Source organism: Bacillus capparidis (assembly GCF_017832095.1).
GTDB classification, from domain to species: Bacteria; Bacillota; Bacilli; order Bacillales; family Bacillaceae; genus Bacillus; species Bacillus gobiensis.
The window spans coordinates 725,974-752,260 of record NZ_JAFDST010000002.1 but is presented as its reverse complement, the minus strand read 5'-3'; the positions used below and the strand labels follow the sequence as shown (position 1 = coordinate 752,260).

The 26,287-nt window shown below is 42.5% G+C and carries 23 protein-coding genes; 18 read left to right on the top strand and 5 right to left on the bottom strand.

The window, feature by feature from the left end; all coding sequences use genetic code 11:
* Positions 1 to 38 precede the first annotated feature (38 nt).
* Entirely contained in the window at positions 39 to 2,114 is a 2,076-nt protein-coding gene (locus tag JOC74_RS10805; protein WP_053604588.1) for a transglycosylase domain-containing protein, read from the bottom strand.
* A gap of 251 nt (positions 2,115 to 2,365) precedes the next feature.
* Between JOC74_RS10805 and speE the strand changes: the two genes are divergently transcribed.
* The 8 genes from speE (at position 2,366) to JOC74_RS10765 (ending at position 11,975) form a co-directional block, all read left to right on the top strand.
* Complete coding sequence (gene speE, locus JOC74_RS10800) at positions 2,366 to 3,196, top strand: spermidine synthase (RefSeq protein WP_053604587.1); 831 nt, start codon at positions 2,366 to 2,368, stop codon at positions 3,194 to 3,196.
* Positions 3,197 to 3,310: 114 nt separating this feature from the next.
* Positions 3,311 to 4,903, top strand: a complete 1,593-nt coding sequence (locus JOC74_RS10795; RefSeq protein ID WP_053604586.1) for an APC family permease — start codon at positions 3,311 to 3,313, stop codon at positions 4,901 to 4,903.
* A gap of 262 nt (positions 4,904 to 5,165) precedes the next feature.
* Positions 5,166 to 6,362 carry a M20 family metallopeptidase gene (locus JOC74_RS10790; RefSeq protein WP_053604585.1) on the top strand — a complete coding sequence of 399 codons (1,197 nt, stop codon included), beginning with the start codon at positions 5,166 to 5,168 and terminating at the stop codon, positions 6,360 to 6,362.
* Between the two features lie 35 nt (positions 6,363 to 6,397).
* The gene (locus JOC74_RS10785) at positions 6,398 to 7,417 is read left to right on the top strand and encodes an ABC transporter ATP-binding protein (protein ID WP_053604584.1); all 1,020 of its coding nucleotides are present in this window, start codon (positions 6,398 to 6,400) and stop codon (positions 7,415 to 7,417) included.
* Positions 7,414 to 8,436 (top strand): ABC transporter ATP-binding protein, encoded by a 1,023-nt coding sequence (locus JOC74_RS10780; protein WP_098945250.1) that lies wholly within the window; start codon positions 7,414 to 7,416, stop codon positions 8,434 to 8,436. Before JOC74_RS10785 ends, JOC74_RS10780 begins: the two co-directional genes overlap by 4 nt.
* On the top strand, positions 8,436 to 9,386 hold the full coding sequence (locus tag JOC74_RS10775) for an ABC transporter permease (protein WP_053604583.1): 951 nt from the start codon (positions 8,436 to 8,438) through the stop codon (positions 9,384 to 9,386). Before JOC74_RS10780 ends, JOC74_RS10775 begins: the two co-directional genes overlap by 1 nt.
* Positions 9,387 to 9,410: 24 nt before the next feature.
* Positions 9,411 to 10,319 carry an oligopeptide ABC transporter permease gene (opp4C, locus tag JOC74_RS10770; protein WP_376773388.1) on the top strand — a complete coding sequence of 303 codons (909 nt, stop codon included), beginning with the start codon at positions 9,411 to 9,413 and terminating at the stop codon, positions 10,317 to 10,319.
* A 33-nt stretch (positions 10,320 to 10,352) separates the two neighbouring features.
* Positions 10,353 to 11,975 carry an ABC transporter substrate-binding protein gene (locus JOC74_RS10765; protein WP_053604581.1) on the top strand — a complete coding sequence of 541 codons (1,623 nt, stop codon included), beginning with the start codon at positions 10,353 to 10,355 and terminating at the stop codon, positions 11,973 to 11,975.
* 595 nt (positions 11,976 to 12,570) lie between these two features.
* Here JOC74_RS10765 and JOC74_RS10760 read toward each other — a convergent pair.
* On the bottom strand, positions 12,571 to 13,821 hold the full coding sequence (locus tag JOC74_RS10760; protein ID WP_053604580.1) for a M20/M25/M40 family metallo-hydrolase: 1,251 nt from the start codon (positions 13,819 to 13,821) through the stop codon (positions 12,571 to 12,573).
* Positions 13,822 to 13,935: 114 nt separating this feature from the next.
* On the opposite strand from JOC74_RS10760, the gene JOC74_RS10755 reads away from it, so the two are divergent.
* From JOC74_RS10755 to JOC74_RS10740, 4 genes are all read left to right on the top strand, one after another.
* Entirely contained in the window at positions 13,936 to 14,289 is a 354-nt protein-coding gene (locus JOC74_RS10755) for an NUDIX hydrolase (protein WP_053604579.1), read from the top strand.
* Between the two features lie 74 nt (positions 14,290 to 14,363).
* Positions 14,364 to 14,777, top strand: coding sequence for a YwiB family protein (locus JOC74_RS10750; protein ID WP_053604578.1), 414 nt, complete (start codon positions 14,364 to 14,366; stop codon positions 14,775 to 14,777).
* The gene (gene argS / locus JOC74_RS10745; RefSeq protein WP_053604577.1) at positions 14,774 to 16,450 is read left to right on the top strand and encodes an arginine--tRNA ligase; all 1,677 of its coding nucleotides are present in this window, start codon (positions 14,774 to 14,776) and stop codon (positions 16,448 to 16,450) included. Before JOC74_RS10750 ends, argS begins: the two co-directional genes overlap by 4 nt.
* A gap of 106 nt (positions 16,451 to 16,556) precedes the next feature.
* The gene (locus tag JOC74_RS10740; RefSeq protein WP_225970240.1) at positions 16,557 to 17,021 is read left to right on the top strand and encodes a GNAT family N-acetyltransferase; all 465 of its coding nucleotides are present in this window, start codon (positions 16,557 to 16,559) and stop codon (positions 17,019 to 17,021) included.
* A gap of 26 nt (positions 17,022 to 17,047) precedes the next feature.
* Here the strand turns inward: JOC74_RS10740 and JOC74_RS10735 are convergent, their stop codons facing one another.
* Entirely contained in the window at positions 17,048 to 17,320 is a 273-nt protein-coding gene (locus tag JOC74_RS10735) for a hypothetical protein (RefSeq protein WP_053604576.1), read from the bottom strand.
* 160 nt (positions 17,321 to 17,480) lie between these two features.
* Here JOC74_RS10735 and JOC74_RS10730 point away from each other — a divergent pair, with 160 nt between their 5' ends.
* The 3 genes from JOC74_RS10730 (at position 17,481) to pyrG (ending at position 22,317) form a co-directional block, all read left to right on the top strand.
* Positions 17,481 to 19,583 carry a heterodisulfide reductase-related iron-sulfur binding cluster gene (locus JOC74_RS10730; protein ID WP_053604575.1) on the top strand — a complete coding sequence of 701 codons (2,103 nt, stop codon included), beginning with the start codon at positions 17,481 to 17,483 and terminating at the stop codon, positions 19,581 to 19,583.
* A 338-nt stretch (positions 19,584 to 19,921) separates the two neighbouring features.
* On the top strand, positions 19,922 to 20,470 hold the full coding sequence (rpoE, locus tag JOC74_RS10725; RefSeq protein WP_053604574.1) for a DNA-directed RNA polymerase subunit delta: 549 nt from the start codon (positions 19,922 to 19,924) through the stop codon (positions 20,468 to 20,470).
* A 239-nt stretch (positions 20,471 to 20,709) separates the two neighbouring features.
* Positions 20,710 to 22,317 (top strand): CTP synthase, encoded by a 1,608-nt coding sequence (pyrG, locus tag JOC74_RS10720; protein ID WP_053604573.1) that lies wholly within the window; start codon positions 20,710 to 20,712, stop codon positions 22,315 to 22,317.
* 184 nt (positions 22,318 to 22,501) lie between these two features.
* Here pyrG and JOC74_RS10715 read toward each other — a convergent pair whose 3' ends face one another.
* Both JOC74_RS10715 and JOC74_RS10710 read right to left on the bottom strand, forming a co-directional pair.
* Positions 22,502 to 23,047, bottom strand: coding sequence for a hypothetical protein (locus JOC74_RS10715; protein WP_053604572.1), 546 nt, complete (start codon positions 23,045 to 23,047; stop codon positions 22,502 to 22,504).
* A gap of 138 nt (positions 23,048 to 23,185) precedes the next feature.
* The gene (locus tag JOC74_RS10710) at positions 23,186 to 23,701 is read right to left on the bottom strand and encodes a DUF2529 domain-containing protein (protein ID WP_053604571.1); all 516 of its coding nucleotides are present in this window, start codon (positions 23,699 to 23,701) and stop codon (positions 23,186 to 23,188) included.
* Between the two features lie 178 nt (positions 23,702 to 23,879).
* Here JOC74_RS10710 and JOC74_RS10705 point away from each other — a divergent pair, with 178 nt between their 5' ends.
* The 3 genes from JOC74_RS10705 (at position 23,880) to fsa (ending at position 26,048) form a co-directional block, all read left to right on the top strand.
* Positions 23,880 to 24,263, top strand: a complete 384-nt coding sequence (locus JOC74_RS10705; protein WP_098945249.1) for a response regulator — start codon at positions 23,880 to 23,882, stop codon at positions 24,261 to 24,263.
* Positions 24,264 to 24,431: 168 nt separating this feature from the next.
* Positions 24,432 to 25,289 (top strand): class II fructose-bisphosphate aldolase, encoded by an 858-nt coding sequence (locus tag JOC74_RS10700; RefSeq protein ID WP_053604569.1) that lies wholly within the window; start codon positions 24,432 to 24,434, stop codon positions 25,287 to 25,289.
* A 111-nt stretch (positions 25,290 to 25,400) separates the two neighbouring features.
* Positions 25,401 to 26,048, top strand: coding sequence for a fructose-6-phosphate aldolase (gene fsa, locus JOC74_RS10695; protein WP_053604568.1), 648 nt, complete (start codon positions 25,401 to 25,403; stop codon positions 26,046 to 26,048).
* The last annotated feature ends 239 nt before the right edge of the window (positions 26,049 to 26,287 follow it).

The window sequence follows — 26,287 nt, the reverse complement described above, 5'->3', positions numbered from 1 at the left end:
TCACTTGATCCGTCGTCGATCAAGTGACTCTTAATTTGTTAACCGGCTCCCAGCCACTTTTCCCACCATTTTGGCCGCTTATTTTCTTTCTCAGCTGGTTGTACATTTTTTTCTTTCTTCTTCATCTCACCATTACCATAGCATACACCCGTCGGTTCGGTTCCTTTTACAAAATAGGTAAAGTGTTTATTGGCACAGCCAGGACCTGCTTCGAAGCCGGTCTTGGGATCGATATATATTCCTGACACGCCTGCAGGCGGTTTGAAAAAAGCTTCTGGTTCGTTTTCCAATGCTTTTTCCATAAAGCCGGCCCAAATCTGCTTGCTGTAGCTTTTTTCAGCAACAGAGTCGATCGTGTAGGTTTTATCATAGCCGGTCCACACGCCGGAAACCAGTCCTGGATAAAAGCCGATCATCCAGCTGTCTGTTTCTGTCGTGCCGGATTTCCCGGCATAGGTGCGGGTCAATTGATCAGAAATCGTACGACCTGTCACCGAAGTATAGCTGTTTAAGGCTTGGTCGAACATTCCCGTCATCATGCTTGCGGTGACAAATGCCGCCTTTTTATCGAGAATCTGTCCGTCGCTGTTCGACTCTTCATAAAGTACATTGCCTGAGGCGTCAGTCACCTTCTTGATAAATACCGGAGTAATTTCCCTGCCGCCATTTGCAAGAATGCCGTAAGCGTTAATCATTTCAATCGGTTTTATGGGCGACGTCCCTAGCGCCAGAGAAGGAACCTCAGCGAGCTCATCCTTTATTCCCAGTTGCCTTGCTGTCTGAATGAGCTGATCCATCCCGAGAAATAAATGCGTTTTTACAGCAAATATATTATCCGACAAGGCAAGAGCTTGAAGAAGCGTAATGTTGCCATTCGCATAATAACCATTGTAATTAGCGGGTGAATAGGCTTTTCCGCCGGGCTCAATCGTAAATGTAGTAGCCTCGCTTTTCATTAGGGTTGATGGAGAAAACCCGTGCTTGATTGCATTGTAATAGAGAAGGGGCTTCATCGTTGAACCTGGCTGCCGTTTTGCTTGTGTCACTCGATTGAAAGGGCTTTTCTCATAATCAACACCCCCGACTAATGCAAGCACGTGGCCATTCCCGGGATTCATTGCGGCAAATCCAACCTGGATTTTTGACGTGTTATCAATACGGCGGTTAATCTCTTGTTCGGCAATTTCTTGCATGCGAGGATCGAGTGTTGTATATACGTGTAAACCGCCAGTCTCTATTTCTTCTTTCGATAGCTTCAGGGTATGCTCCAGTTCTTTCAATACCGCATCATAAAAATAAGGGGCTGGTTTTTTTGGCATATCACTATCTTTCAGTTGACGTATAGACAGGGTTCGCCCACGCAATGTGCTTTCTTCTTTTTCAGAGATAAAATTTTGCTCTTCCATCATATGAAGTACAGTTTGCTGTCTTTCAATTGCTTTATCTCTATTGATATACGGTGAATAGATGCTCGGTCCTTTTGGGATGCCTGCTAACATTGCCGCTTCTTCAATATTCAAATCCTTAGCTGGCTTATCAAAATAAAACCACGAGGCTGCCTCCACGCCGTAAGCTCCGTGCCCGTAATAAATCGTGTTTAAATAGCCCTCCAGAATTTCTTCCTTTGAGTAATTTTGTTCAAGGCGTATCGTATAAAAAGCTTCGTTCAGCTTTCTTTTCCAGGTTTTATCATGATCCAAATATAAGTTTCTGGCATACTGCTGGGTGATTGTGCTTGCCCCCTGCACCATCGCCAATGCTTTAAAGTCTGCAAAGGCAGCTCCGGCGATCCGTTTGATATCAAAGCCGTGATGATCAAAAAAATGCCGGTCTTCTACGGCAACAGTCGCATTGATGATTGCAGGGCTCATTTCATCGAGGGAAACCCAATACCTTTTTTCGCCGTGATGGGTTTCGCCAAGCTTAGCTCCGTCATTTGCATAAAGAATGGTAGACTGATTCACCTTTACCGACGGAGGTCCCTGCCACTTCGCAACGAGAATGACACTTAATAGAATCGTTGAAAGAATGGCTAAAGCAAATAGACAGATGAAAAAGCAAGCGCGCAAAGTTTTCATCGTCATTCTAAGGCGTTTATTTGCCATCATATCCAATGCCTTCACCCCCTACCTGGTTTATCTTTATTTAGTATGTGGAAAGTAAGGGGCATCTAAACATAAAAAGAGCTGAAAAATCATTTAGTGCGCTTCATCTTTACAATTTTTCCGGCTTACACTATACTTTTTCCTTGGGCAAAAGATGAAATTAATAGAATCTAAAATCCATAAAGTGAACCTCAATCAGCGAGGGTCTTACTGCCCGTTAATACGGGATAAATATCAAATGACTGAAAGGGAGTAAATGAATGAGCGAACTATGGTATACAGAAAAGCAGACGAAAAACTTCGGCATCACAATGAAGGTCAAACAAACCCTCCATCGTGAACAGACCGATTATCAGCTGCTGGAAATGGTAGAAACAGAAGAATTCGGGAACATGTTGTTTCTTGACGGGATGGTTATGACATCAGAAAAAGACGAGTTTGTTTATCATGAAATGGTTGCACACGTGCCGCTCTTCACCCATCCAAATCCTGAAAATGTTCTAGTAGTAGGTGGCGGTGACGGTGGAGTTATCCGCGAAATACTAAAGCATCCACAAGTAAAAAAAGCAACATTGGTGGATATCGATGGAAAAGTGATCGAATACAGCAAAAAATTTCTGCCATCCATTGCCGGTAAACTTGAGGATGAGCGGGTAGAAGTGCTGGTTGATGATGGCTTTATGCATATCGCTAAGGCTGAGAACGAGTATGATGTAATCATGGTCGATTCAACGGAGCCTGTAGGGCCTGCCGTTAACCTTTTTTCAAAAGGGTTTTATTCCGGAATATCAAATGCGCTAAAAGAAGACGGCATTTTTGTCGCGCAAACAGACAATCCATGGTTCACTCCAGATTTAATCACAAATGTCCAGCGTGATGTCCGTGAAATCTTCCCGATTACTAAGCTTTATCTTGCAAACATACCGACGTATCCGAGCGGTTTGTGGACATTTACAATCGGTTCAAAAAAATACGATCCGTTAGCTGTTGAAGACGACCGCTTTTTTGATATCGATACAAAGTATTATACGAAAGAAATTCACAAGGCAGCCTTCGTGCTTCCGAAATTTGTGAGTGATCTGACGAAATAGCTTAAAATGTAGAATTCACTAAATGTTAGTGGATTCTTTTTTTGAATGATAAATGAAAAAATAGAAATGCTAAGGAGGGATTTTCATGGCTTTATATTGTGAAGGAGGAAGTTGATGGCTAGTGAAGGGAAGTTTAAGAAAACCATCTCATTATTTGATCTGATTCTTATTGGACTGGGAGCAATTTTTGGTTCAGCTTGGTTGTTTGCCGTTAGCAATGTCGCTTCTAAAGCAGGGCCGATCGGTAGTTTATCCTGGATCATAGGAGGAATAATCGTACTATTAATCGGTTTTATTTATGCCCAGCTCGGTGCAGCCATACCTAGAACCGGGGGAATATTACGCTATCCGGTGTATTCTCACGGGCCATTGGTCGGTTACCTTATCTCTTTTATTACTATCGTTGCTTACACGAGCTTGATTTCTATCGAAGTGACAGCAGTCAGGCAGTATATCGCGTATTGGTTTCCGAATCTGACAGTGGAGGGTTCAGAGTCGCCGACAATATTGGGCTGGTTTGTCCAATTTGGGCTGCTTTGTTTATTTTTTCTCCTCAATTATTGGAGTGTAAAAACTTTTGCCAAGTCCAATATTATTATTTCTATTTTTAAATATTTTGTCCCGCTTACAATTATCGTTGTCCTTCTATTTCATTTTAAATCTGCCAATTTAACAGCAGCTGGGTTTGCACCTTTTGGATTCCAAGGCATACAGGCGGCGATTTCTACAGGCGGAGTTATGTTTGCCTATCTGGGGCTTCATCCTATTGTATCTGTCGCAAGTGAAGTGAAGAATCCGCAGCGAAACATTCCGATTGCCTTGATCGTTTGTATTGTCCTGGCTGCCGCGATCTATACTACTCTGCAATTGCTGTTTATCGGAAGTATACCAACCGATATGCTGAATAATGGGTGGGAAAACATTCAAAGTGAATTTCCGCTTCCTTTCAAAGATATTGCAGTTATGCTTGGATTGGGTTGGCTTGCTACTCTAGTCGTAATGGATGCCATTCTATCTCCGGGAGGAAACGGCAATATTTTTATGAATACAACAGCACGTTTAGTATACGCGTGGTCGCATACCGGGACTCTGTTTAATGTTTTTTCTAAGGTACATAAAGAAACGGGTATTCCCCGTGCTTCGCTATGGTTATCCTTTGGCATGTCAGTTTTTTGGACGCTGCCTTTTCCGTCCTGGAACGCGCTTGTTAATGTCTGCTCCGTTGCCTTGATTCTCTCATATGCGGTGGCTCCAATCTCGTCTGCTGCGTTCGAAGTAAATGCAAAAGACCTTAAGAAGCCATTTAATTTAAAAGGAATGAGTGTGATCGCGCCTATTTCATTTATTTTTGCCACTTACATTGTCTATTGGTCAGGCTGGGGTACGATCTCCTGGCTGTTGGGGTCTCAGCTCGTTATGTACGTCATTTATTTGGCTTTCTCAAAATATGTCCCAAAAGAAGAGGTCAGCTTAGCCCAGCAGTTGAAATCATCTTGGTGGATCGTGGCCTACTATTGCATGATGCTTGTGATATCCTATTTTGGCAGCTTTGGAGGAGGACTCGGGCTATTGAGTAATCCGGTTGATCTCCTGGTTACTGCTGCGGGTGCTCTGGTGATTTACTACTGGGCAAAGTATACGGGCCTTCCAAAAGCAATCATTGACTCAGATCGAACTGAAAGTAGCTCCTTGGATGTTGAAAAATGATATACACGAATAGAATGCTATTTCTTTTTATGAATAGCATTCTTTTTGTTTTCTAGCTGGATTTTTGTTAAATTTTCTCAAATATTGCAAAGAAATTTAATGTTTTAAAATAATTTGTCATATGATCTTACTTAAAATACAAACATCGTCAAAATATATGTTACTGTATGCAAAAAGAATCGTACTGTTGGCGGTGTTGAATTCTGTTAAAAAAATTCAGAAATATCAAAACAGTGAAAAAGTACTAAAAGGAGGAACACATGTGATTAAAGAATGGCACGAGCAAGCAGAGGGAATGTTCCAACAAATGGTCGAATGGAGACGTCATTTACATAAAAATCCCGAGCTCTCCTTTCAAGAAGTTGAAACGCCAAAAATGATTGCCGGAATACTTGAAAGCTATGGTATTGAAGTTCAAACAGGTGTTGGAGGAAATGGAGTTGTCGGAAAAATATCTGGAGGAAAGCCGGGAAAAACGATTGCATTGCGCGCCGATTTTGATGCGCTCCCTATTCAAGACGAAAAAGAAGTGGAGTATAAGTCGGAAGTTCCGGGTGTGATGCATGCCTGCGGTCATGACGGACATACGGCAACCTTGCTTGCAGTAGCAAAAGTATTAAGCGAAAATAAGCACCTTCTTGCTGGTAATGTCGTGCTTATTCACCAGCATGCTGAAGAAGTATTCCCCGGTGGAGCCAAAAGCATGATCGACGACGGATGCTTGGATGGGGTGGATGTGGTCTTCGGCACTCACTTATCTTCACGAGCCCCGCTTGGAACGTTTTGTTATCGAAGTGGATATACAATGGCGTCAGCCGATTCCTTTGAAATAAAAATTATCGGGAAAGGCGGGCATGGTTCTTCGCCTCACGAAACAATTGACTCGATTGCTATCGGTGCTCAGCTGGTTAACCAGCTGCAGCATATCGTAAGCAGGCGGGTAGATCCACAAAAATCTGCTGTCGTTTCTGTCGGATCCTTCCATGCTGGCAATGCCAATAATGTAATTGCTGACTCTGCGGTTATTACGGGCACTGTCAGAACGTTTGATCAAGAGATTAGAGCCTTTGTTGAAGAAGAGCTTCGAAATATTGTCGACGGGGTGTGCAAGACGTTCCAGGCCGAATATGAGGTTATCTATAAAAATGGCTATCCTGCCGTTTACAATCATGAGGCGGAAGTCGAGGTGTTTAAAGAGGTGATTTCTTCTTCCGCAGGTGAAGAGACACTGGTAGAAACACCGCCGATTATGGGAGCAGAAGACTTTGCCTACTATTTGCTGAAAAAGCCGGGAATGTTTTATCACACAGGTGCCAGAAATGAAGATATCGGAGCGATCTATCCCCACCATCATCCGAAATTTGATTTTGATGAACGGGCGATGGTGCATGCTGCAAAATCTCTTTTGTCCCTTGTCTATCATTATTCTGCGGTCAAAACTGCCGAGTCGGTAGTCTAAGAAGCTGGCAAACAACCAATTGGAGGTGTGCAAGAGTGGCCCAACCATTTTTCAAAGTAGATAAATTAAAAACAGCATTTTCAACAGATAAAGGGGAAGTTGTATCGGTTGAAGAGGTTTCCTTTGCGCTTGAAAAGGGTGAAACACTTGGCATTGTTGGAGAATCAGGCTGCGGAAAGAGCGTTACCTCTTTGTCGATCATGCGTCTTTTGGGAAAGCATGGATATATAAAAGAAGGCTCAATTCAGTTAAATGGAATTGACATCCCCAAGCAGACAGAAGCGGATATGAGGCACATCCGCGGCAATGAAATCTCAATGATCTTCCAGGAGCCGATGACGTCGCTCAACCCTGTTTTCACGATTGGGAACCAGCTGATTGAATCGATCAGGCTTCATACGGACATGAACGCAAAAGCGGCGAGAGAATATGCGATTGAAATGCTGAAGAAAGTAAAAATTCCAAGGTCGGAGGAAATTATCGACCAGTATCCCCATGAGCTCTCAGGCGGTATGAGGCAAAGGGTCATGATCGCAATGGCCTTATCCTGTCAACCGAACCTTTTAATTGCCGACGAGCCTACAACTGCTTTGGATGTCACGATACAGGCGCAGATCCTGCAGCTAATGAAGGATTTACGGGAGGATTCCAAAACCGCCATCATTTTAATTACCCACGATCTAGGAGTCATTGCCGAAATGGCTGATAAAGTACTTGTTATGTATGCCGGTCAAGTGGTAGAGGAAGCGGATGTTTTCACATTATTTGATGATCCGAAGCATCCTTATACGAAAGGGCTGATGCAATCGATCCCACATCTGGAATCGGACAAGCATGAAAGGCTCTATTCGATACCTGGAACAGTTCCTACTCTTCAAAATATGCCGAAGGGATGCCGGTTTCATACGCGGTGCCCACTTGCAATGGAGAAATGCCTTGAGGAGAAGCCGCAGTTGGATTCCCTTGCCGGAAAAGAGGCGCATAAGGTCAGGTGCTGGTTGTATGAAGATCAGTTATACAGCGAGGCTGCTTTAGAATTGGAGGTGCGTGCATGAGTGTTTCGATGGCTGAGAAGAACATAATTGAAAAGCAAACGGACAAGCCGCTCATTGAAATTAAGCAGCTGAAAAAATACTATCCGATCAAAAAAGGGATTATATCGAGGACCGTTAGCCACGTCAAAGCAGTGGATGGATTGAATTTTGCTATTAATCCAGGTGAAACGTTGGCGCTGGTTGGCGAGTCCGGCTGCGGAAAATCGTCAACAGGTCGGACGATAGTTAAGCTGGAAGAGCCGACGGAAGGGCAAATCATTTTTCAAGGAAATGATTTATCGACACTTAAAGGAAATGACTTGCGAAAGGTACGCCTCAATCTGCAGATTATTTTTCAGGATCCTTATTCATCACTGAATCCGAGAAAAAGAGTGGGAGATTTGCTGGCTGAGCCGCTTTTGGCACACAAGCTGGCCGGCAAAGAGGAGGCAAACAAGAAAGTGGAGGAGATCCTTGAAATCGTCGGCCTTACGAAACTGCATAAAAATCGATATCCCCATGAGTTTTCAGGCGGGCAAAGGCAAAGAATCGGAATTGCCCGTGCGTTAATTCTGGAGCCTGATTTAATTGTGTGTGATGAACCAGTTTCCGCACTTGATGTTTCCATTCAAGCGCAAATCCTTAATTTGTTAAAGGATTTGCAGAAAAAATTCCGTTTAACCTATTTGTTTATTGCTCACGGATTAGGAGCAGTGAAATACATTAGTGATCGAATCGCCGTCATGTATCTTGGAAAAATTGTTGAAATCGGAAAAACGGAGGACATTTTTAAACATCCGAAGCATCCATATACGCAAGCGTTGTTAAACGCCTATCCAATCCCAAATCCACATTTGCGGGACCGGGAAAGAATTGTGCTTGAAGGAGATGTACCCAGTCCTGCGAATCCCCCGAAAGGATGCAGCTTTCACACAAGATGCCCAATCGCGAAGGACATTTGCCGACAGCAAACACCGAAGCTGCTTGGCAGCGATCAATCTGTTGCTTGCCATTTTCCGCTGCAAGGAGGTGTGAACTAATGTTCCAGTATATTGTGCGAAGGACGCTTATCGCAATCCCTGTTCTGCTAGGGGTAACGATCTTTAATTTTCTCATTGTAAACATGGCACCCGGCGATCCTGTCGAAATGTATATTAATCCTGATGCAACTGAGCAGGATATCCAAATCAAAAGGGAAGCCCTTGGCTTGAATGACCCTATTTATGTCCAATACTGGCACTGGCTGATCAATGTATTTAAAGGAGACTTTGGCAATTCCTTTACGACGTATGAACCGGTCATGGGTATGATTGCTGAAAGGATTGGCCCAACCCTTCTTCTGATGGGATTTTCTCTTGTTATTGCCTACTTAATTGCCATTCCGATCGGGATCATCAGTGCGACGAAGCAGTATTCATGGACAGATTATTTAACGACAACGTTCTCGTTTCTCGGTATCTCAATTCCGCATTTCTTTCTCGGTTTGGGAGCTATCTATGTTTTTGCATTAATTTTTCAGGTGCTGCCAACCGGAGGCATGAACACGTTAGGCGGCTCCGGCGGATTTATGGATACTTTTCTTCATATGCTGTTGCCGGGCCTTGTTCTGGGAACAGGCATCGCAGGAAGTATGGTCCGCTACGTCAGATCGAGCATGCTGGAGGTGCTGGGGCAGGATTATTTACGGACAGCCAGGGCCAAAGGAGTAAAAGAATTTGTTGTCACAAATAAACATGCGCTGAGAAACGCACTTATTCCAATTATTACAATTGTCGGTATGGACATCCCTTTATTGATCGGGGGAGCAGTTGTTACCGAACAAATCTTTCAATGGCCGGGGCTGGGCCAATTAACGATCCAATCCATTGGATCCCGGGACTATCCTACCCTGATGGCTGTCAATTTATTGGCTGCGTTCGCTGTATTATTCTCTAATTTACTGGCTGATGTTCTATATTCCGTAGCTGATCCGAGAATCAAATACAACTAACAGAAAGGAGTGCCTGCTGTGTCTTTGGCAAATCCAAAGGTCGATACAGAGATAAAATTGCCCGATGTGACGGAATCTTTAGGGAAAGAAGAAAGCAATCTGCGTGTCATTACGCGAAGGTTTTTTAAACATAAGCTGGCGGTTGTCGGACTTGTTATTTTTACATTGATTGTTCTTGTTGCTATATTTGCTCCGGTTCTGGCGCCACTTAGTCCCTATGCCGTACATGGGGAATTCGCAGCCTCTCCGTCAGCTGCCCATGTCTTGGGTACTGATCAAGTGGGAAGAGATTTATTAAGCAGGCTGATTTATGCTTCCAGAGTTTCTCTCTCAGTAGGGATTGGGGCTGTTGCGATTTATATCGTCATCGGAACTGTTCTTGGGGCAATTGCCGGCTACTTCGGCAAATGGGTGGACGCGGTAATTATGCGTTTAACAGATATTTTTATGTCATTTCCATACTTAATGGTCATTCTTGTATTGGTGAGTATCGTTGGCCCGAGCCTTTTTAACCTTATTGTCGTAATTGGGTTGCTTGGTTGGCCATCTGTCGCCCGCCTCGTCAGGGGGAGTGTACTGGCTGTGAAAGAAATGGATTATATTAAATCGGGTGTTGCTCTTGGCTACTCTGCACCTAAGATCGTGTTTCAGCACATTTTGCCGAACTGTCTGGCTCCGATACTGGTCAATGCGACGTTTGGAGTGGCGTCTGCTATTATTCTCGAAACATCATTAAGCTTTCTTGGTATGGGTGTGCAGCCGCCAACCGCAAGCTGGGGAAATATGCTGACGGAAGCACAGTCTCTCACAGTATTAGGAACTCAGCCCTGGCTTTGGATTCCGCCTGGTTTAATGATTGTACTATCCGTTCTATCGATTAATTTTATGGGCGACGGGCTGCGAGATGCCTTGGATCCAAAAAGCTTTAGATAATACATCAGTTTGTAATTACGGAGGGGAAAACCTATGAAGGCTTTAAAAAAAATTTATTGCAGCATCGCCATCTTATCTTTGATCGTGCTTGCAGCCTGCGGCGGCGGGGGAACGAACACCTCATCAAACAGTTCCGGAGGGCAAAGCATGTTTATCGGCATGGTCAATCCGCCTGTTACCTTTAATACGATTAATACAACAGATGTTGCCGGACAGTTTATCGAAAAATTTATGTTTGATACGTTTTTGGATATGGATGCGCCGCAAAGCTTTACGCCCAAGCTGGCGGAATCATTTGAAACAACCGATAATCAGAATTTCACAATTAAAATCCATCCAGATGCCAATTGGTCTGACGGGAAGCCAGTGACAGCAGATGATGCCATTTTTACTCTGAATCTTGTTGCGAATCCGAAAACAGAAACAAGCGTAGGTAACTACCTTACGATCATTGATGGATTAGACGCAAACGGAAAACTTGCTGAAGGGAAAACGGAAATCCCATCGGTGGTAAAAGTCGACGATAAGACGTTTACTTTTAAAACAAAAAATCCTGTCGATGAGAATTTAGTGAAAGAACAGCTCGGTTCAAAATTTATGATTTTGCCTAAACACGTGCTCGGTGATGTAAAACCGGAGGATCTATCGAAGGATCCATTTATGCAAAAACCGACGGTAACCAACGGCCCGTTTAAATTCACGCAGTATAAGAAAGATCAATATGTCGAATTTGAAGCAAATAAAGACTACTATAAAGGCGAGCCAAAGCTGAATAAAATGTTTGTGAAAATCATGCCTGCTGCAAATATAGTAGCGCAGCTGCAAACAGGTGAGCTTAGCATGAATGCTGCTGGCGGAATTGGAAAAATTGCCGCCCAAGATTTCGAAACGGTACAAAATCTCAGCAATGTTACGACCAAGTTCGATAAAACGTTTGGATACCAAACCATCATGTTTAATACCCAATCAGAAAATGTCGGCGATGCGAAAATCAGACAAGCGATTGCCTATGCAATTAATCGTCAGGCCATCGTGGACAAGCTGTTAAAAGGTCAAGGAGAAATTGTCGATGGACCGTACACATCCGTCAGCCCTTATCTAGATAAAGAATCTCAGAAGTACACGTATGATCCTGAAAAAGCAAAGCAGATGCTGCAAGACGCCGGCTGGGACTTTAATAAGCCGCTAAATATTATCGTACCTACAGGAAACAAAGTTCGAGAACAATCTGCCGATATTATCACCCAGGACTTGGAAGCGATCGGGTTAAAAGTGAAAACAACGACCTACGATTTCCCAACACTGCTGGCTACTGCGAAAAAAGGAGCCTATGATATCATGTTCATCGGCTTTACGAATACACTTGATCCAGATATTTCTACTATTTATAAAACCGGCGGTTCATCGAACTATCCAAAATACAGCAGTAAACAGACTGATGAATTACTAGAAGCAGGCAAAGCCGAGCCTGACGTAGAAAAACGAAAAAAAATCTATTCAGAGCTGCAAAAATTATGGAATGAGGACCTGCCTGTATTCACACTATACTCTGACAATGACTTTGCAGCAGTAAGCAAAAAAGTAGAAGAGGGAGAACCGAAAGTATTCGGCTTTCATAAAGATCTTCAAAATTGGTCGCTGACTGGAGCAAATTAAAACGAGCACCGGAAGTAATTTTCCGGTGCTTTTTGGATTTCAAGCCAAGCGTGCGATTATCAGGCAAGATCGCTCGTAAATAAGGTGGAATAGCGCATAACAGAGGAAAGATCGCGCATAACGAGGGAAAATCGCACATAAATGAGGGGAAATCGCGCATAACCGAGGGAAGACCGCGCATAACGAGGAAAGATCGCGCATAACCGAGGGAAGATCGCGCATAAACAAGATAGAATCGCGCATAAATGAGGGGAGATCATGCGAAATCCCAAACGATCTAGTATTTCTTATACAAGATCACAAAAAAATCCCGAAATCACAAATAACGGGACAAGATTGCCAAAAAAATCTCAAAATCGCAAATAAACAGGACAAGATCGCAAATAACACCTAAAAATCGCAAAAATCAGGTTCAAGATCACATTCAAGATCGCACAAACCTATTAAATCACGAGTACACAGAAAAGTTTGCACAAGCCCCCGTTGAAAATCTAAAATATATCAAAAAATACAAGCATACTGCTCATTTCGCCCTAGCCACCGAAAAGCCTCTTACCATTCCTGAAGAAAATTCAAAAGAACTGGTTTACAGCAATCAAACTTTTAAATTTTTCTTTTTTAACAAAGGCTCACAAACTCCTTTTACACCGGCCAGAGCTAACACAGCCAGTAATATCGTCTGCGGCCCGACATAAGCATCCGTTGGGTCAAAATATTCCTCCAGGGTATGGGCTCCTCCGGAATCTCCTCCGCCTCCCAGGGTAACTGCGGGAATACCGAGGTTGATCGGAACGTTGCTGTCTGTGCTGCTTGGCTGATCCAATTCCGGCTGATATCCCAAGCTTTCTGCAGAGGCAAGTGAGGCTTGGACGATCAAGCTGTCTTCGGGCTGGGTTCCGGCCGGTCGGTCGCCGACTAGCTTGCATTGAACAGAAATAGCATCTTGCGTCCAATGGGCGTTTTCTTCGTCCGCTGCTTGCTGGATATAACCTAAAATAACTTGTTCCAGCTTTGCTAATTCTTCTTGGGCAACGGATCTAATGTCTACTAGCATCGAGGCGTTTTGAGCAATCGTGTTGACTGAGGTTCCCCCATTTATGACCCCGACATTAAATGTCGTTTTCGGTTCCTTTGGCAGCTGAATAGAAGAAATATGATGAATCGCCCGCCCTAACGCATGAATGGCGCTTGCCGTTCCAAAGCTGCCGAAGCTGTGTCCGCCGGGTCCTGTAAACGTCACTTCGTATCTTCGGCTGCCGACACCTTGATAAACAACTCTGTCCGGAGTACCTGGCTCAATCGAAATAAAGCCGTCGATGTCGTTGCGATTTTGAAACAGAGCTTTTACACCATACAAATCACCAAGCCCTTCCTCGCCAACGGTAGCCCCGATCAGCAGGTCGCCCTCTGTTTCTATTTCCACATTCTGAAGCGCCCTGGTCAAGGTTAAAACAGCAGCCAGCCCCCTGCCGTCATCACTGATACCCGGCGCATATACCTTTCCGTCTTTTACAGCAGCTTTCACATCTGTCTCCGCAGGGAAAACGGTATCAAGGTGAGCGCAAATTACCAGTTTTGGACCATTTCCGGTTCCTGAGCGGAGGCCGAAGACATTCCCCGCCTCATCAGTTTCAATTTGTTGCAGCCCTAACTCTTTAAGCTTTTCGGCATACCTTTGGCCGCGGGCATCCTCGTAAAAAGTGGGGGCGGATATCTCGGTCAGTTCAATTTGATCAGTAGTCGTCCGATCGTTGTCTGCTTTCAGAAATTCCAAGCCTTTTTTCACTTTCAAATCATTCGAAAGATCTTCGAATACCGCTCGAATGTGGTTAGAAATAAATACCATAGTTAACTCTCCTTATCTGTAACAGTGCTTCTATTAAGTATATATTTTTTTCGACTTAACTGAAAGTTCTGATAAAATTATTTATGATAAACGGTAGAGGAAGTGTACAGATTCATGAGAGACAGAGGGTCTGCTGTTTTAATAGAAAACAACCAAGTCGCTTTAATCAAGCGAAAAAGAGAAGATTCAACTTATTATGTCTTTCCGGGAGGCGGAATCGAAAACGGAGAAACAGCTGAACGTAAAAATTACTGTGAAAGGCCTTCTGGCAAAAGTGAAGTTTATGGTATGCAATATTTTTTTCTCGCTGAAATCATTGGAGGTGATTTTGGCACTGGGCAGGGAAAGGAATTTTCCAATAAGAAAAGAGGCACTTATGAGCCGATGTGGATCGATATTCATTCTCTTTCTTCCATAGATATAAGGCCGCGGGAAGTTTCCGCGAGAATTCAAAGCTTGTTTGCATAAGGCAGGTTGAACTTTTTCCCGTGAATGATTATACTAGTCAAGTCATAGAGCAAACATGAAAAGGGAGTGCCGCAATGAATCGGGAGACACCCGTCAGCATTCATGTTCAATCGGTCGTAAACGAAGGAAAAGATACGGAGACGATTGAATTTCAGACGACAGGTCAATATTATTTAAAAAATAATAAAATTTATCTCGTTTATCATGAGGAACACGATTTAGGAAAAGTGAAAACAACGGTGAAAGCACACTCAGGTGAAGTGCTCATTATGAGGACCGGCGCGATCCGGATGAAGCAGCGGTTTTTGCCGGATGTTCATACGAGGACACTCTATAAAATGCCGTTTGGAGAGCTTGAACTGGGCGTGGAAACTAAAGAAATCGAAATTGGCTCCGGTACTATTCGACTTGTTTATGACATGCTTGTTGATCACGATCAGAGACATTTACATACATTGACTATCGCTTATAAGGAGGAGCAGGGATGAGTATTGTTGAAAAAATAAAAAATCAGCTGAAAGAAGAAATAAAAGCCGCTGTACTTAATGCAGGCTTGGCAGACGAAGCAGAAATCCCGGAGGTTGTTCTTGAAACACCGAAGGATAAAAGCCACGGCGACTACTCAACTAATATGGCGATGCAGCTTGCGCGTATTGCGAAAAAAGCGCCGCGGCAAATCGCTGATGAAGTCGTGTCTTCATTTGACAAGGAAAAAGCATCGATTGAAAAAATTGAAATTGCAGGACCGGGCTTTATTAATTTTCACATGAATAATCATTATTTAACAGAATTAATTCCTGCAGTGCTGGAGGCTGGCGAAGCTTACGGGGAATCAAACGTAGGCAAAGGCGAAAAGGTTCAGGTAGAGTTCGTCTCTGCCAATCCAACGGGAGATCTTCATTTAGGCCATGCGAGAGGTGCAGCAGTCGGAGATTCTCTTTGCAATACTCTTAAAAAAGCAGGCTATGACGTCAGCAGGGAATATTATATTAATGACGCAGGAAACCAAATCAACAATTTGGCGTTATCAGTCGATGCCCGTTACTTTCAGGCGCTGGGTCTTGAGAAAGACATGCCGGAGGACGGATACCACGGGGAAGATATTATCGAAATCGGAAAAAAAATAGCCGACGAATACGGTGACCGGTTTATTCATGAGGAAGAGATTGGGCGTTTGTCCTTCTTCCGCGAATATGGCTTGAAATACGAAATGGATAAACTGAAATCCGATCTCGAAGAATTTCGTGTGCCGTTCGATGTTTGGTATTCAGAAACCTCTTTATATGAAAATAAAAAAATCGACCAAGCACTAGAAATCTTAAAGGAAAAGGGCTTTATTTACGACGAGGATGGAGCTACGTGGTTTCGGTCAACTGACTTCGGTGATGACAAGAACCGGGTGCTCATTAAAAACGATGGCACCTACACGTATCTTTTGCCGGACATCGCCTACCATAAGGATAAATTAGACCGGGGATTTACCAAGCTAATCAATGTGTGGGGAGCTGACCACCACGGATATATTCCGAGGATGAACGCGGCAATCGAAGCAATGGGCTATCCGAAAGAGACGCTTGAAGTCGAAATCATCCAGCTCGTCCACCTCTATAAAAACGGAGAAAAAATGAAAATGAGCAAAAGAACCGGAAAAGCGGTTACGATGCGTGATTTAATCGAAGAGGTAGGCCTTGACGCTGTCCGGTACTTCTTCGCTATGCGGAGCGCTGATACACATATGGATTTTGATTTGGACCTTGCCGTGTCAAAATCCAACGAAAACCCTGTATACTATGCGCAATACGCTCATGCCAGAATTTGCAGCATGATAAGGCAGGGTGAAAGCCTCGGGATTCAAACAGAAGGCACTTTAGATCTGAAGGAAATTCATTCAGAAAAAGAATACGATCTGTTAAAGACGATTGGAAGCTTTCCTGAAATCGTGGCAGATGCTGCTGAAAAAAGAATTCCTCATCGCGTAACAAACTATATTTATGAGCTGGCGTCAGTACTGCACAGCTTCTATAACGCAGAAAAAGTGCTCGATCCTGAAAATGAAGAAAAGAGCCGGGCCCGTCTTGCCCTAATGAAGGCGACGCGTATTACATTGAAAAATGCATTGGAGCTGATCGGTGTATCAGCGCCGGAAAAAATGTACTCTTAATAAAAAATCTCCTTGCTGTTACAAGCAGCAAGGAGATTTTCTTGTAGAAGATGGAAACTGCCCATGCACCCTGCTAAACTAAAAGAAAGCGAAAGGAGGAACATAGGTGCAGAGAATAGAACGCGATCTTGGCAACGGTTTTCTGATCTCAACAGATAAACAAAAGCTGAATATTGAATTGATTCATACATTTTTAAGTGAGGAATCTTATTGGGCAAAAGATATTAAGAGAGAAGCTGTAGTGAAACTCATCTTGAATTCACCGTTATGCTACGGGATTTATGAAGCGTCAACAGGGAATCAAGCAGGGTTTGCCAGAGTTGTCACTGATTTTGTCAAATTCAGCTGGCTGGCGGATGTGTTTGTTCTGCCCGAATACCGGGGACACTCACTGGGGAAAAAACTGATTCAAAAGATTGTCAGCCATCCAGAGCTTGAAGGATGCCGCTTTATGCTGGCAACGAAGGATGCGCACGGTCTTTACGAAAAATATGGTTTTTCTTCTTTAGAGAATTCTGAAGATTTCCTAATGAGGCCCATGGATATGAAGATTGTCGAAAAGGCACTGTAAACAAGAAAAAGGCTGAGTTACAAGTCTCAGCCTTTTAATAGGGCGTTATTACTCCAAAGTTTCTCAAATCGATTAACGATATGTTTAGCTTCTTTTCCTTCAATCACGATGACGTACTCTGAATCCGGATTTATCATTCTGTACGTTTCGAAATCTATTATATCTTTTATTTTCCCCATTGACTTTTTTGAGTAAATATAGATTTGATGGCTTACGTTTTGACAGGAGTGATAAAGTTCTATCATATTTCTTAGGGTCATTTTCTTCGCTGTAATTTTAAAAGATTTAATGTTTGACATATGTAGCCCCTCTCTCCTTATATATTTATTCCCCTATACCCTTATTTTCAAGCGGATAAACATTAACGTGCAAGAAAAGTCATTGACTGAATGACCATTCATTAATTATGATAAAGCTAAGCGTTAAAAACCTTGATCCGCAAAAAAGGGGGATGGGGCTATGAATGTTTGGAACTGGGTCAATGCAATTGCGTTCCTTATTGTAACCGCTTACTCAATTTATTTGTTCGTCTACGTCATTCGAACAAGGATTGCATACATTCAACTTGGCAAAAAGGAAGCATTTGACCAGCATTTTAAGGAACGGATGAAAAATATTTGGATTCAAGTTTTTGGCCAGAAAAAACTTTTGAAGGATAAAAAAAGCGGGCTGATCCATGTCGTATTTTTTTACGGTTTTATTCTCGTTCAATTTGGGGCTATCGATTTTATTGTAAAAGGCCTTATTCCGGGTAGTACTCTTCCTCTGGGAAGCTTATATCCAGGTTTCACTTTTTTTCAAGAGGTGGTAGCGTTTTTAATTCTCGCTGCTGTTGCCTGGGCGTTTCACAGAAGATATGTAGAGAAGCTTGTCCGCTTGAAAAGAGGTCTTAAACCTGGACTCGTACTTTTATTTATTGCCGGTTTAATGTTTACGGTTTTGCTTGGCAACGGGATGAATGCCATTTGGCATGGACACGGATTGACATGGAATGAACCGATTGCTTCTCTTTTTGCGCTTGCATTTGGAGCTGCAGGAATCGGGAAAACGGGGGCAGCCATCATTTTTTATCTGTCTTGGTGGGGGCATTTGCTTATTTTGCTCACTTTTCTTGTCTATGTACCCCAATCAAAGCATGCCCATTTAATCGCAGGACCCGTCAATGTTTTTATACAGCGCCTTTCAAATCCGGGAAAGCTTGAGAAAATTGATTTTGAGGATGAAACCAGCGAAAGCTTTGGCGTCGGAAAAATAGAGGATTTTCGCCAATCTCAGTTGATTGACCTTTATGCTTGTGTGGAATGCGGGAGATGCACAAATATGTGTCCTGCGACTGGTACAGGAAAAATGCTGTCACCGATGGATCTGATTTTGAAATTGCGGGATCATTTAACGAATACGGGGGCGGCCGTGACTTCCCAGCTTCCTTGGGTTCCTGCATATGCATTTAAGCATACTAAAGGAAATCAGCTTGCTATGGCAGGAGGAAGCAGCGGAACTCAAGAAGCAGCAGCGGCGGGAGATGACCATCCAAGCCTCATTGGCGGCGTCATAAAGGAAGAGGAAATCTGGGCATGCACGACATGCAGAAACTGCGAGGATCAATGTCCTGTGATGAATGAGCATGTAGATAAAATCATTGACTTGCGCCGCTACCTCGTTCTAACAGAAGGAAAAATGGATGCAGATGCCCAAAGGGCGATGACAAGTATCGAGAGGCAAGGAAATCCGTGGGGGCTAAACAGAAAAGAACGAGAACGATGGCGTGAGGCGAGTGAGGTTTACATTCCAACAGTCAAAGAACTGAGAAAAGATGAAAAATCATTTGACTATTTATTTTGGGTCGGCTCGATGGGTTCTTATGATAATCGAAGCCAAAAAATCGCATTGTCATTTACCCGGCTGATCCATGAGGCAGGTGTCTCGTTTGCTATCTTAGGCAATAAAGAAAAGAACTCAGGAGATACTCCCCGCCGCCTCGGCAATGAGTTTCTGTTCCAAGAACTTGCCGAAAAAAACATCCAGGAATTTGCGGAAAATGATATACAAAAAATCGTAACGATTGATCCCCATGCCTACAATCTATTTAAAAACGAATATCCCGACTTTGGTTTTAAGGGAGAGGTCTATCACCACACCGATCTTCTCGCCCAGCTATTAAAAGAAAAAAGGCTGAAGCCGGAATTTCAGGTAGAAGAAAGGGTCACCTTCCATGATTCATGCTACCTCGGCCGGTATAATAACGTTTATGATCCGCCTAGAGCGATACTCGCATCGATCCCTGGAATTGAGCTGGTCGAAATGGAAAGACACCGTGAAAACGGAATGTGCTGCGGAGCCGGTGGCGGCCTCATGTGGATGGAAGAGGAATCGGGAACTAGAATGAACGTCGCAAGAACCGAGCAAGCGTTAAAAACGAACCCATCTGTCATCAGCACGGGATGCCCGTACTGCCTTACGATGATGGGAGACGGTACGAAAGCCAAAGAAGCAGAAAGCCAAGTCGGAACCTATGACGTTGCCGAGCTACTGGAACGGTCTGTCTTTGGCTCTACGGGTTGAAGACTATGATAATAGGGGTCAAAGATCGCTGGATCGCTTATAAAAACAGAGAAGGTCTTTCGAAAACATTGACTTTAGATTGCGGTGAAAGTTGTCACTCCAGCCTTTGGAAGTGCGGTGGTCTATTCTGTGGGAAAATCACCCCGTGAATACGTGGTGATTTTTTAGCGAAAAAAAGAAAGAAAATTAACATGAATAATGGTGGCATAAACTGTATGGATTTGTTTATAATGAGTGGTATGGTTTATTGTAGGTACAAGAGCGCGAATTCAAGGTTCGCCTTATCAACAATAGTAAAAAGATAGATACATACATGTAATAGAAAGGGAGTGTCTGAATTGAGTTTAAATCAATACTCACAGGAGCAGCTTAAGGAAATGTCTTTAGTGGAAGTTGCTTTTGAAATTTTCTCAGACCAAAAAAAAGCAATTCCGTTTAAGGATTTGCTTAATGAGATTGCTTCTTTAACAGGCGTTAGAGAGGAAGAATTAGCTGACCGAGTAGCTCAGTTCTATACAGACTTAAATATCGATGGAAGATTTTTAGCCTTGTCTGACAACACGTGGGGACTTAGAAGCTGGTATCCTTATGATCAGCTTGATGAGGAAACTCAGCCTACAGTGAAAGCTAAAAAGAAGAAAGCCAAAAAAGTCATTGAAGAAGATTTGGACCTCGACGAATTTGAGGAAGTTGATGAGGATGACATTGATTTAGACGATGTCCCTGTTGATGCCGTAGATGACGACGATGATGACGACGATTTTGATGAAGATGAAGATTTAGATGATGATCTTCTTGAAGATGAAGACTTCGACGAAGACGATGAAGATTTTCTCGAAGACGATGAAGAAGACGGAGATGACGACGAAGATTTAGACGGAAAATAACAGTCTTGACTTTCAAAGTCGAACTAGGTAGTATGTATTTTGGGCACTTCAAAAAAGAAGACGAACTGAACGTATAATATGCTCCCTTTCAAAAAAATGAAAGGGAGCTTTCTATTTTTCTAAGGTTAAGGGAACACTCCCTTTAAAAACCAGTATCGTTTTTACATTATAATCGTGGGGTTATGAAGCCGCCGCGAATCCAAAGTTTCACTTTGATGACAAGGAAGGAGCACTATTTAATGACAAAATATATTTTCGTAACTGGCGGTGTTGTTTCCTCGCTGGGAAAAGGGATTACAGCTGCCTCACTTGGAAGGCTGCTAAAAAACAGAGGGCTGAATGTTACCATCCAAAAATTTGACCCTTATATCAATGTGGACCCGGGCACAATGAGTCCATATCAACACGGAGAGGTTTTTGTTACAGATGATGGTGCTGAGACCGATCTTGACTTAGGTCATTATGAGCGATTTATTGATATTAACTTAAATAAATTCAGCAATGTAACGACTGGGAAAATTTATTCTACCGTATTGAAAAAAGAACGAAGGGGAGATTACCTTGGCGGCACAGTGCAGGTAATCCCTCATATTACCAATGAAATTAAAGAACGTGTTTACCGTTCAGGCAAAGAAACGAATGCGGATGTAGTTATTACAGAAATTGGCGGTACTGTAGGGGATATTGAATCTCTTCCATTCCTTGAAGCGATTCGCCAAATGAAAAGCGATATCGGACGAGAGAATGTCATGTATATCCACTGTACATTAGTTCCATATATTAAAGCAGCGGGCGAAATGAAAACTAAGCCGACACAGCACAGTGTAAAGGAATTAAGAAGCCTCGGCATTCAGCCGAATGTCATAGTTGTAAGAACAGAAATGGCAATTTCACAGGAAATGAAAGACAAAATCGCGCTATTCTGTGACATTGATCCAAAAGCTGTCATTGAATTAGAGGATGCTGAAACTCTTTATTCCATCCCGCTTGATCTTCAAAAGCAAGGTCTCGACATGTTGGTTTGCGAACAAATGAATTTAAATTGCAATGCGGCTGATATGACAGAATGGAAGCAGCTTGTGGAAAAAGTAAGCAATCTTTCGAAGACAGTTTCCATCGCACTGGTTGGAAAATATGTTGAATTGCAGGATGCATATATTTCAGTAGTGGAGTCTCTTCGTCATGCAGGCTATGTGTTTGATTCCGATGTTGAAATCAAATGGGTCAATGCTGAGAAATTAACAGCAGAGAATGTCGGGGAGCACCTTCAAGGAGCGGACGGTATTCTTGTACCAGGAGGATTTGGTGACCGCGGAATTGAAGGGAAAATCCACGCGGTGAAATTTGCACGTGAACGAAAAGTGCCTTTCTTTGGAATCTGTCTCGGTATGCAGGTTGCGTCTATTGAATACGCAAGAAATGTGTTGAATCTGGAAGGGGCACATTCAGCTGAAATTGATCCGCTGACTCCGTATCCAGTGATAGACCTTCTTCCTGAACAAAAGGATATTGAAGATTTAGGCGGCACTCTTCGCCTCGGAATTTATCCTTGTAAGCTGAAAGAAGGAACAAAAGCATTCGAAGCGTATCAAGACGAAGTGATTTATGAACGCCACCGCCATCGCTATGAATTCAACAATGAATTCAGACAAACCATGGAAGATAACGGGTTTATTTTCTCAGGTACTAGTCCAGATGGACGCCTTGTCGAAATCATCGAGCTTGAAGACCACCCTTGGTTCGTCGCATCCCAGTTCCATCCGGAATTCACATCAAGACCGACAAGGGCACAAGCCTTGTTTAGAGATTTCATAGCGGCATCAATTAAAGCGTCAGAAGAACAATAATAAAAAAAGTGACTCGGGCAAATGCCGTGAGTCACTTTTTTTTCTGTCTTACAAACCATGGAGTTCACCAGATCGATTCGCATGGGAATGGATAATTGCATAGATTTAAAATAAATTAAGAAAATTTAACCGTTCATTAAAATGATGAACCGAAATCGTAATAATGAAAGGATTTCGTTTTTTCTTACTTCCAGGCGGACAAATATTTCTTTCGGTATTTGCTATCTTCCTCCGATTCAATCAATGTCATTGCTATTTCCTTAATATGCTCATCATTGATTTCATCGTATAATTTTTTTAAACCTTCAATCATATCGTATCGAATCAAGGTATAATGTTTTTCGTTCATTCCATTTTTGAAGCGTTCAATAATATGATTGAGTACCATTTCTTTTTGTTCTGGCCCAGCTAAACCAACCTTCCAAATCGATTGTAAACTATGCCGGGCGGTGACAAATTTCGGATCCTTGGTCACTTCCCATAACGCTGGAAAATCGCAAAGCATCCGTTTATCCGGATCACTGATTGCTAAACCAGCAAGAAACTGTGCGGCCCTCGATCTCCTGTGATTATCGGGATCGGTCAGCCATTCTATTAATTGATCCCAAACTTCATAGGCCCAGTCTACTTTTCCTTTTGTGGCATCCATAATATTCTGAAAGGCTTCCAATTGTAGGCTTTTGTCCTTTGCTTCTAGATTTTCAAAATAAGATTTCGTTATACTATCCATCGTATCACCTTAAAATGATTAGTTATTATACTTTTTTTACTTGGGCTCTTTCAAAAAACGCAAGTTCCTTATAAAATCTACCCGCTTATAATCGCCTGGATCTGCAGCTGCTCGCACAAATTGTCAGCTCAGTAATCCTCATTCATACTCATCTAAAATTTCTTTTAACGTCAGCGCCAATGCATGATATACATAAAGTCCCGCCATTAACGACGGATATCCGATTCTTTCGCCGGTATCGTCAGGTACAAGCGGTTTTTTCAGCTTTGTGTCAATCCACACGTCGCAGTAATTTTCAAATGCTTCTCTGCCTTCTGTTGACACTGCGATGATGCCTGTTTCTTGTTCATGGAGACTGCGGACGAGGTCTAGTTCGTCTTGTTCTGTCGTTCCTTGGAGAAACATTAGCACTTTGTCCTGCGGTGTTATTTCTCCGATTTCTTCCGGGAACTCTTTGACATAGGGAAGGGTTTCCCTGCCATAAATCGCTTCCTTGGCGATCCCTGAGAATTCATTTTTTCCGTATATATAAACGGTATGTCCGCTGATAGCTGATTGGGCAAGCATTCTGGCTCCGTCTTCTATTGCTTCTTCTTCTTGGTCGTGAATTCTTTTAAATAGTCCAGAAAGCTGGGTCGTAAAAATTTTCAGCATGTCTTGCTGTCCCCTTTGCATAATAATATGATTTCATTATATCTCACCTTGCCATATAGAAAAATATCAGCAGAAATTGTCGGAAAGTTGCCGATTATAATTAAAGGAAATAAGAAGATGGAACAGAATAGTTTAAATAACGAATAAAGTGTAAAATTATGAAATTGGGGTGTAAAATATAATGAAGGAAAAAATTTTAATCGTTGACGACCAATATGGGATTAGAATTTTATTAAATGAAGTTTTTCATAAAGAAGGCTATGAAACTTTTCAGGCGGCCAATGGAATGCAAGCACTTGATGTAGTAAAAAACCATCGTCCCGACCTTGTGCTGCTTGATATGAAAATTCCTGGAATGGATGGAATCGAAATTTTGAAACGTATGAAGGTGATTGATGAAGATATTCGAGTGATCATCATGACAGCCTACGGGGAATTGGATATGATACAGGAATCAAAAGACCTCGGAGCTTTGACCCATTTTGCGAAACCGTTCGACATTGATGAGATAAGAGATGCAGTAAAAACATACCTCCCGCTGAAATCTAATGGTTCCTATTGAGGATATCTTCTCTCAATGTTGCCGAATGGATTAAAAATTGGTATCCTATAGATGGAGAAAAGCCATGCACGCTATCTAATTAGTTTACATATGACTTTTTTTAAGTCATGCTAGGATAAATAGCTTTTTTCTAAAAGGAAACTAGGCTACATAAGGAGGATTTTCGACATGCCTTTAGTATCTATGACGGAAATGTTGAATCAAGCAAAAGAAAAAGGTTATGCAGTTGGTCAATTCAACTTGAATAACCTAGAGTTTACACAGGCGATTCTTCAAGCTGCAGAAGCTGAAAAATCACCAGTAATCCTTGGTGTATCAGAGGGCGCCGGAAGATACATGGGAGGATTTAAAACGGTTGTTTCTATCGTTAAAGGGCTTATGGAAGACTACAACATCACAGTGCCTGTAGCTATTCACCTTGACCACGGTTCAAGCTTTGAATCTTGTGCAAAAGCGATCCATGCAGGCTTTACGTCTGTTATGATTGATGCATCTCACCATCCGTTTGAAGAGAATATTGCGATCACTTCTAAGGTTGTTGAGCTTGCCCACTTCCACGGTGTATCTGTAGAAGCTGAACTGGGCACAGTTGGCGGACAAGAAGATGATGTTATTGCGGAAGGCGTAATTTATGCCGATGCAAAAGAATGCCAGGAATTAGTTGAACGTACTGGAATCGATACTTTGGCTCCAGCGCTTGGCTCTGTGCATGGCCCGTACAAGGGAGAGCCAAATCTTGGATTCAAAGAAATGGAAGAGATTGGTGCTTCAACTGGACTTCCTCTAGTACTTCACGGAGGAACTGGAATTCCAACTGCAGATATCAAAAAAGCAATTTCTTACGGTACTGCAAAAATTAATGTGAATACAGAAAACCAAATTTCTTCTGCTAAAGCAGTTCGTGCTGTGTTGGCAGAAAAACCTAATGAATATGATCCACGTAAATACCTTGGACCGGCTCGCGAAGCTATTAAAGAAACGGTTATCGGTAAAATGCGTGAATTTGGTTCTTCTCAGCAGGCTTAATGGTATTGGCTAGTGCCTTTAACAGGCTGCTGGCCAATAAAACCGCCTGAATACATCAGGCGGTTTTATCGCAATTTGTTAGAAAGCGCAAACATAAAAGGAGGATGTAGTATGTTATTTTTTATTGATACCGCAAATATTGAAGATATTAAAGAAGCCCATGAGTTAGGTATTCTTGCCGGTGTAACCACTAATCCTAGTTTGGTAGCAAAAGAAAACGTATCATTCCACGACCGTCTGCGCGAAATAACAGATATTGTGTCAGGTTCAGTAAGTGCTGAAGTCATTTCTCTCGATGCAAACGAAATGATTGAAGAAGGAAAGGAACTTGTGAAAATTGCTCCGAATATCACAGTGAAAATTCCGATGACACCTGATGGCCTGAAAGCTGTTAAGGCTTTAACCGATCTTGGGATCAAAACAAATGTGACTTTAATCTTTAACGCCAATCAAGCGCTTTTGGCTGCAAGGGCAGGAGCGACCTATGTTTCTCCATTCCTTGGACGTCTAGATGATATTGGCCATGACGGGCTTGAATTGATTTCTGAAATAGCCCAAATATTTGAAATTCATAAACTCGATACGCAAATTATTGCTGCATCCATTCGCCATCCTCTTCATGTTACAGAGGCCGCTTTAAGAGGCGCTCATATTGGAACCATGGGATTAAAAGTTATTAAAAGCTTAACGAAGCATCCTCTTACAGATAAAGGGATTGAGCAATTTTTAGCGGATTGGAACAAAGAGCTTTCTTCGTAGGTTGAAAGAAGACAAGCGGGAGAATCCCCGCTTGTCAGATCTTCCTATAGGATGCTGGAAACTACTGTGTTTCTAGTGAACCTCATAAAGCTTCGTAAATTCTTCAATAATCTTCGGAAAAATTGTATTCTTTCCTGTTGAATTGGATAGATTTTTGAAAGGCACATTTTTCTCCGCCGCTAATTCTTCCTAAAGGCGGGATTTCTATACTTCGACTAGTACGCCTTTGAATTCTTGCA

Bases quoted from the DNA above. Each gene is read 5' to 3' on its own strand.
- speE (WP_053604587.1), top strand. From the start codon at position 2,366: ATGAGCGAACTATGGTATACAGAAAAGCAGACGAAAAACTTCGGCATC.
- JOC74_RS10795 (WP_053604586.1), top strand. From the start codon at position 3,311: ATGGCTAGTGAAGGGAAGTTTAAGAAAACCATCTCATTATTTGATCTG.
- JOC74_RS10780 (WP_098945250.1), top strand. From the start codon at position 7,414: ATGAGTGTTTCGATGGCTGAGAAGAACATAATTGAAAAGCAAACGGAC.
- JOC74_RS10775 (WP_053604583.1), top strand. From the start codon at position 8,436: ATGTTCCAGTATATTGTGCGAAGGACGCTTATCGCAATCCCTGTTCTG.
- JOC74_RS10765 (WP_053604581.1), top strand. From the start codon at position 10,353: ATGAAGGCTTTAAAAAAAATTTATTGCAGCATCGCCATCTTATCTTTG.
- JOC74_RS10760 (WP_053604580.1), bottom strand. From the start codon at position 13,821: ATGGTATTTATTTCTAACCACATTCGAGCGGTATTCGAAGATCTTTCG.
- JOC74_RS10755 (WP_053604579.1), top strand. From the start codon at position 13,936: ATGAGAGACAGAGGGTCTGCTGTTTTAATAGAAAACAACCAAGTCGCT.
- JOC74_RS10750 (WP_053604578.1), top strand. From the start codon at position 14,364: ATGAATCGGGAGACACCCGTCAGCATTCATGTTCAATCGGTCGTAAAC.
- argS (WP_053604577.1), top strand. From the start codon at position 14,774: ATGAGTATTGTTGAAAAAATAAAAAATCAGCTGAAAGAAGAAATAAAA.
- JOC74_RS10735 (WP_053604576.1), bottom strand. From the start codon at position 17,320: ATGTCAAACATTAAATCTTTTAAAATTACAGCGAAGAAAATGACCCTA.
- JOC74_RS10730 (WP_053604575.1), top strand. From the start codon at position 17,481: ATGAATGTTTGGAACTGGGTCAATGCAATTGCGTTCCTTATTGTAACC.
- pyrG (WP_053604573.1), top strand. From the start codon at position 20,710: ATGACAAAATATATTTTCGTAACTGGCGGTGTTGTTTCCTCGCTGGGA.
- JOC74_RS10715 (WP_053604572.1), bottom strand. From the start codon at position 23,047: ATGGATAGTATAACGAAATCTTATTTTGAAAATCTAGAAGCAAAGGAC.
- JOC74_RS10710 (WP_053604571.1), bottom strand. From the start codon at position 23,701: ATGCTGAAAATTTTTACGACCCAGCTTTCTGGACTATTTAAAAGAATT.
- JOC74_RS10700 (WP_053604569.1), top strand. From the start codon at position 24,432: ATGCCTTTAGTATCTATGACGGAAATGTTGAATCAAGCAAAAGAAAAA.
- fsa (WP_053604568.1), top strand. From the start codon at position 25,401: ATGTTATTTTTTATTGATACCGCAAATATTGAAGATATTAAAGAAGCC.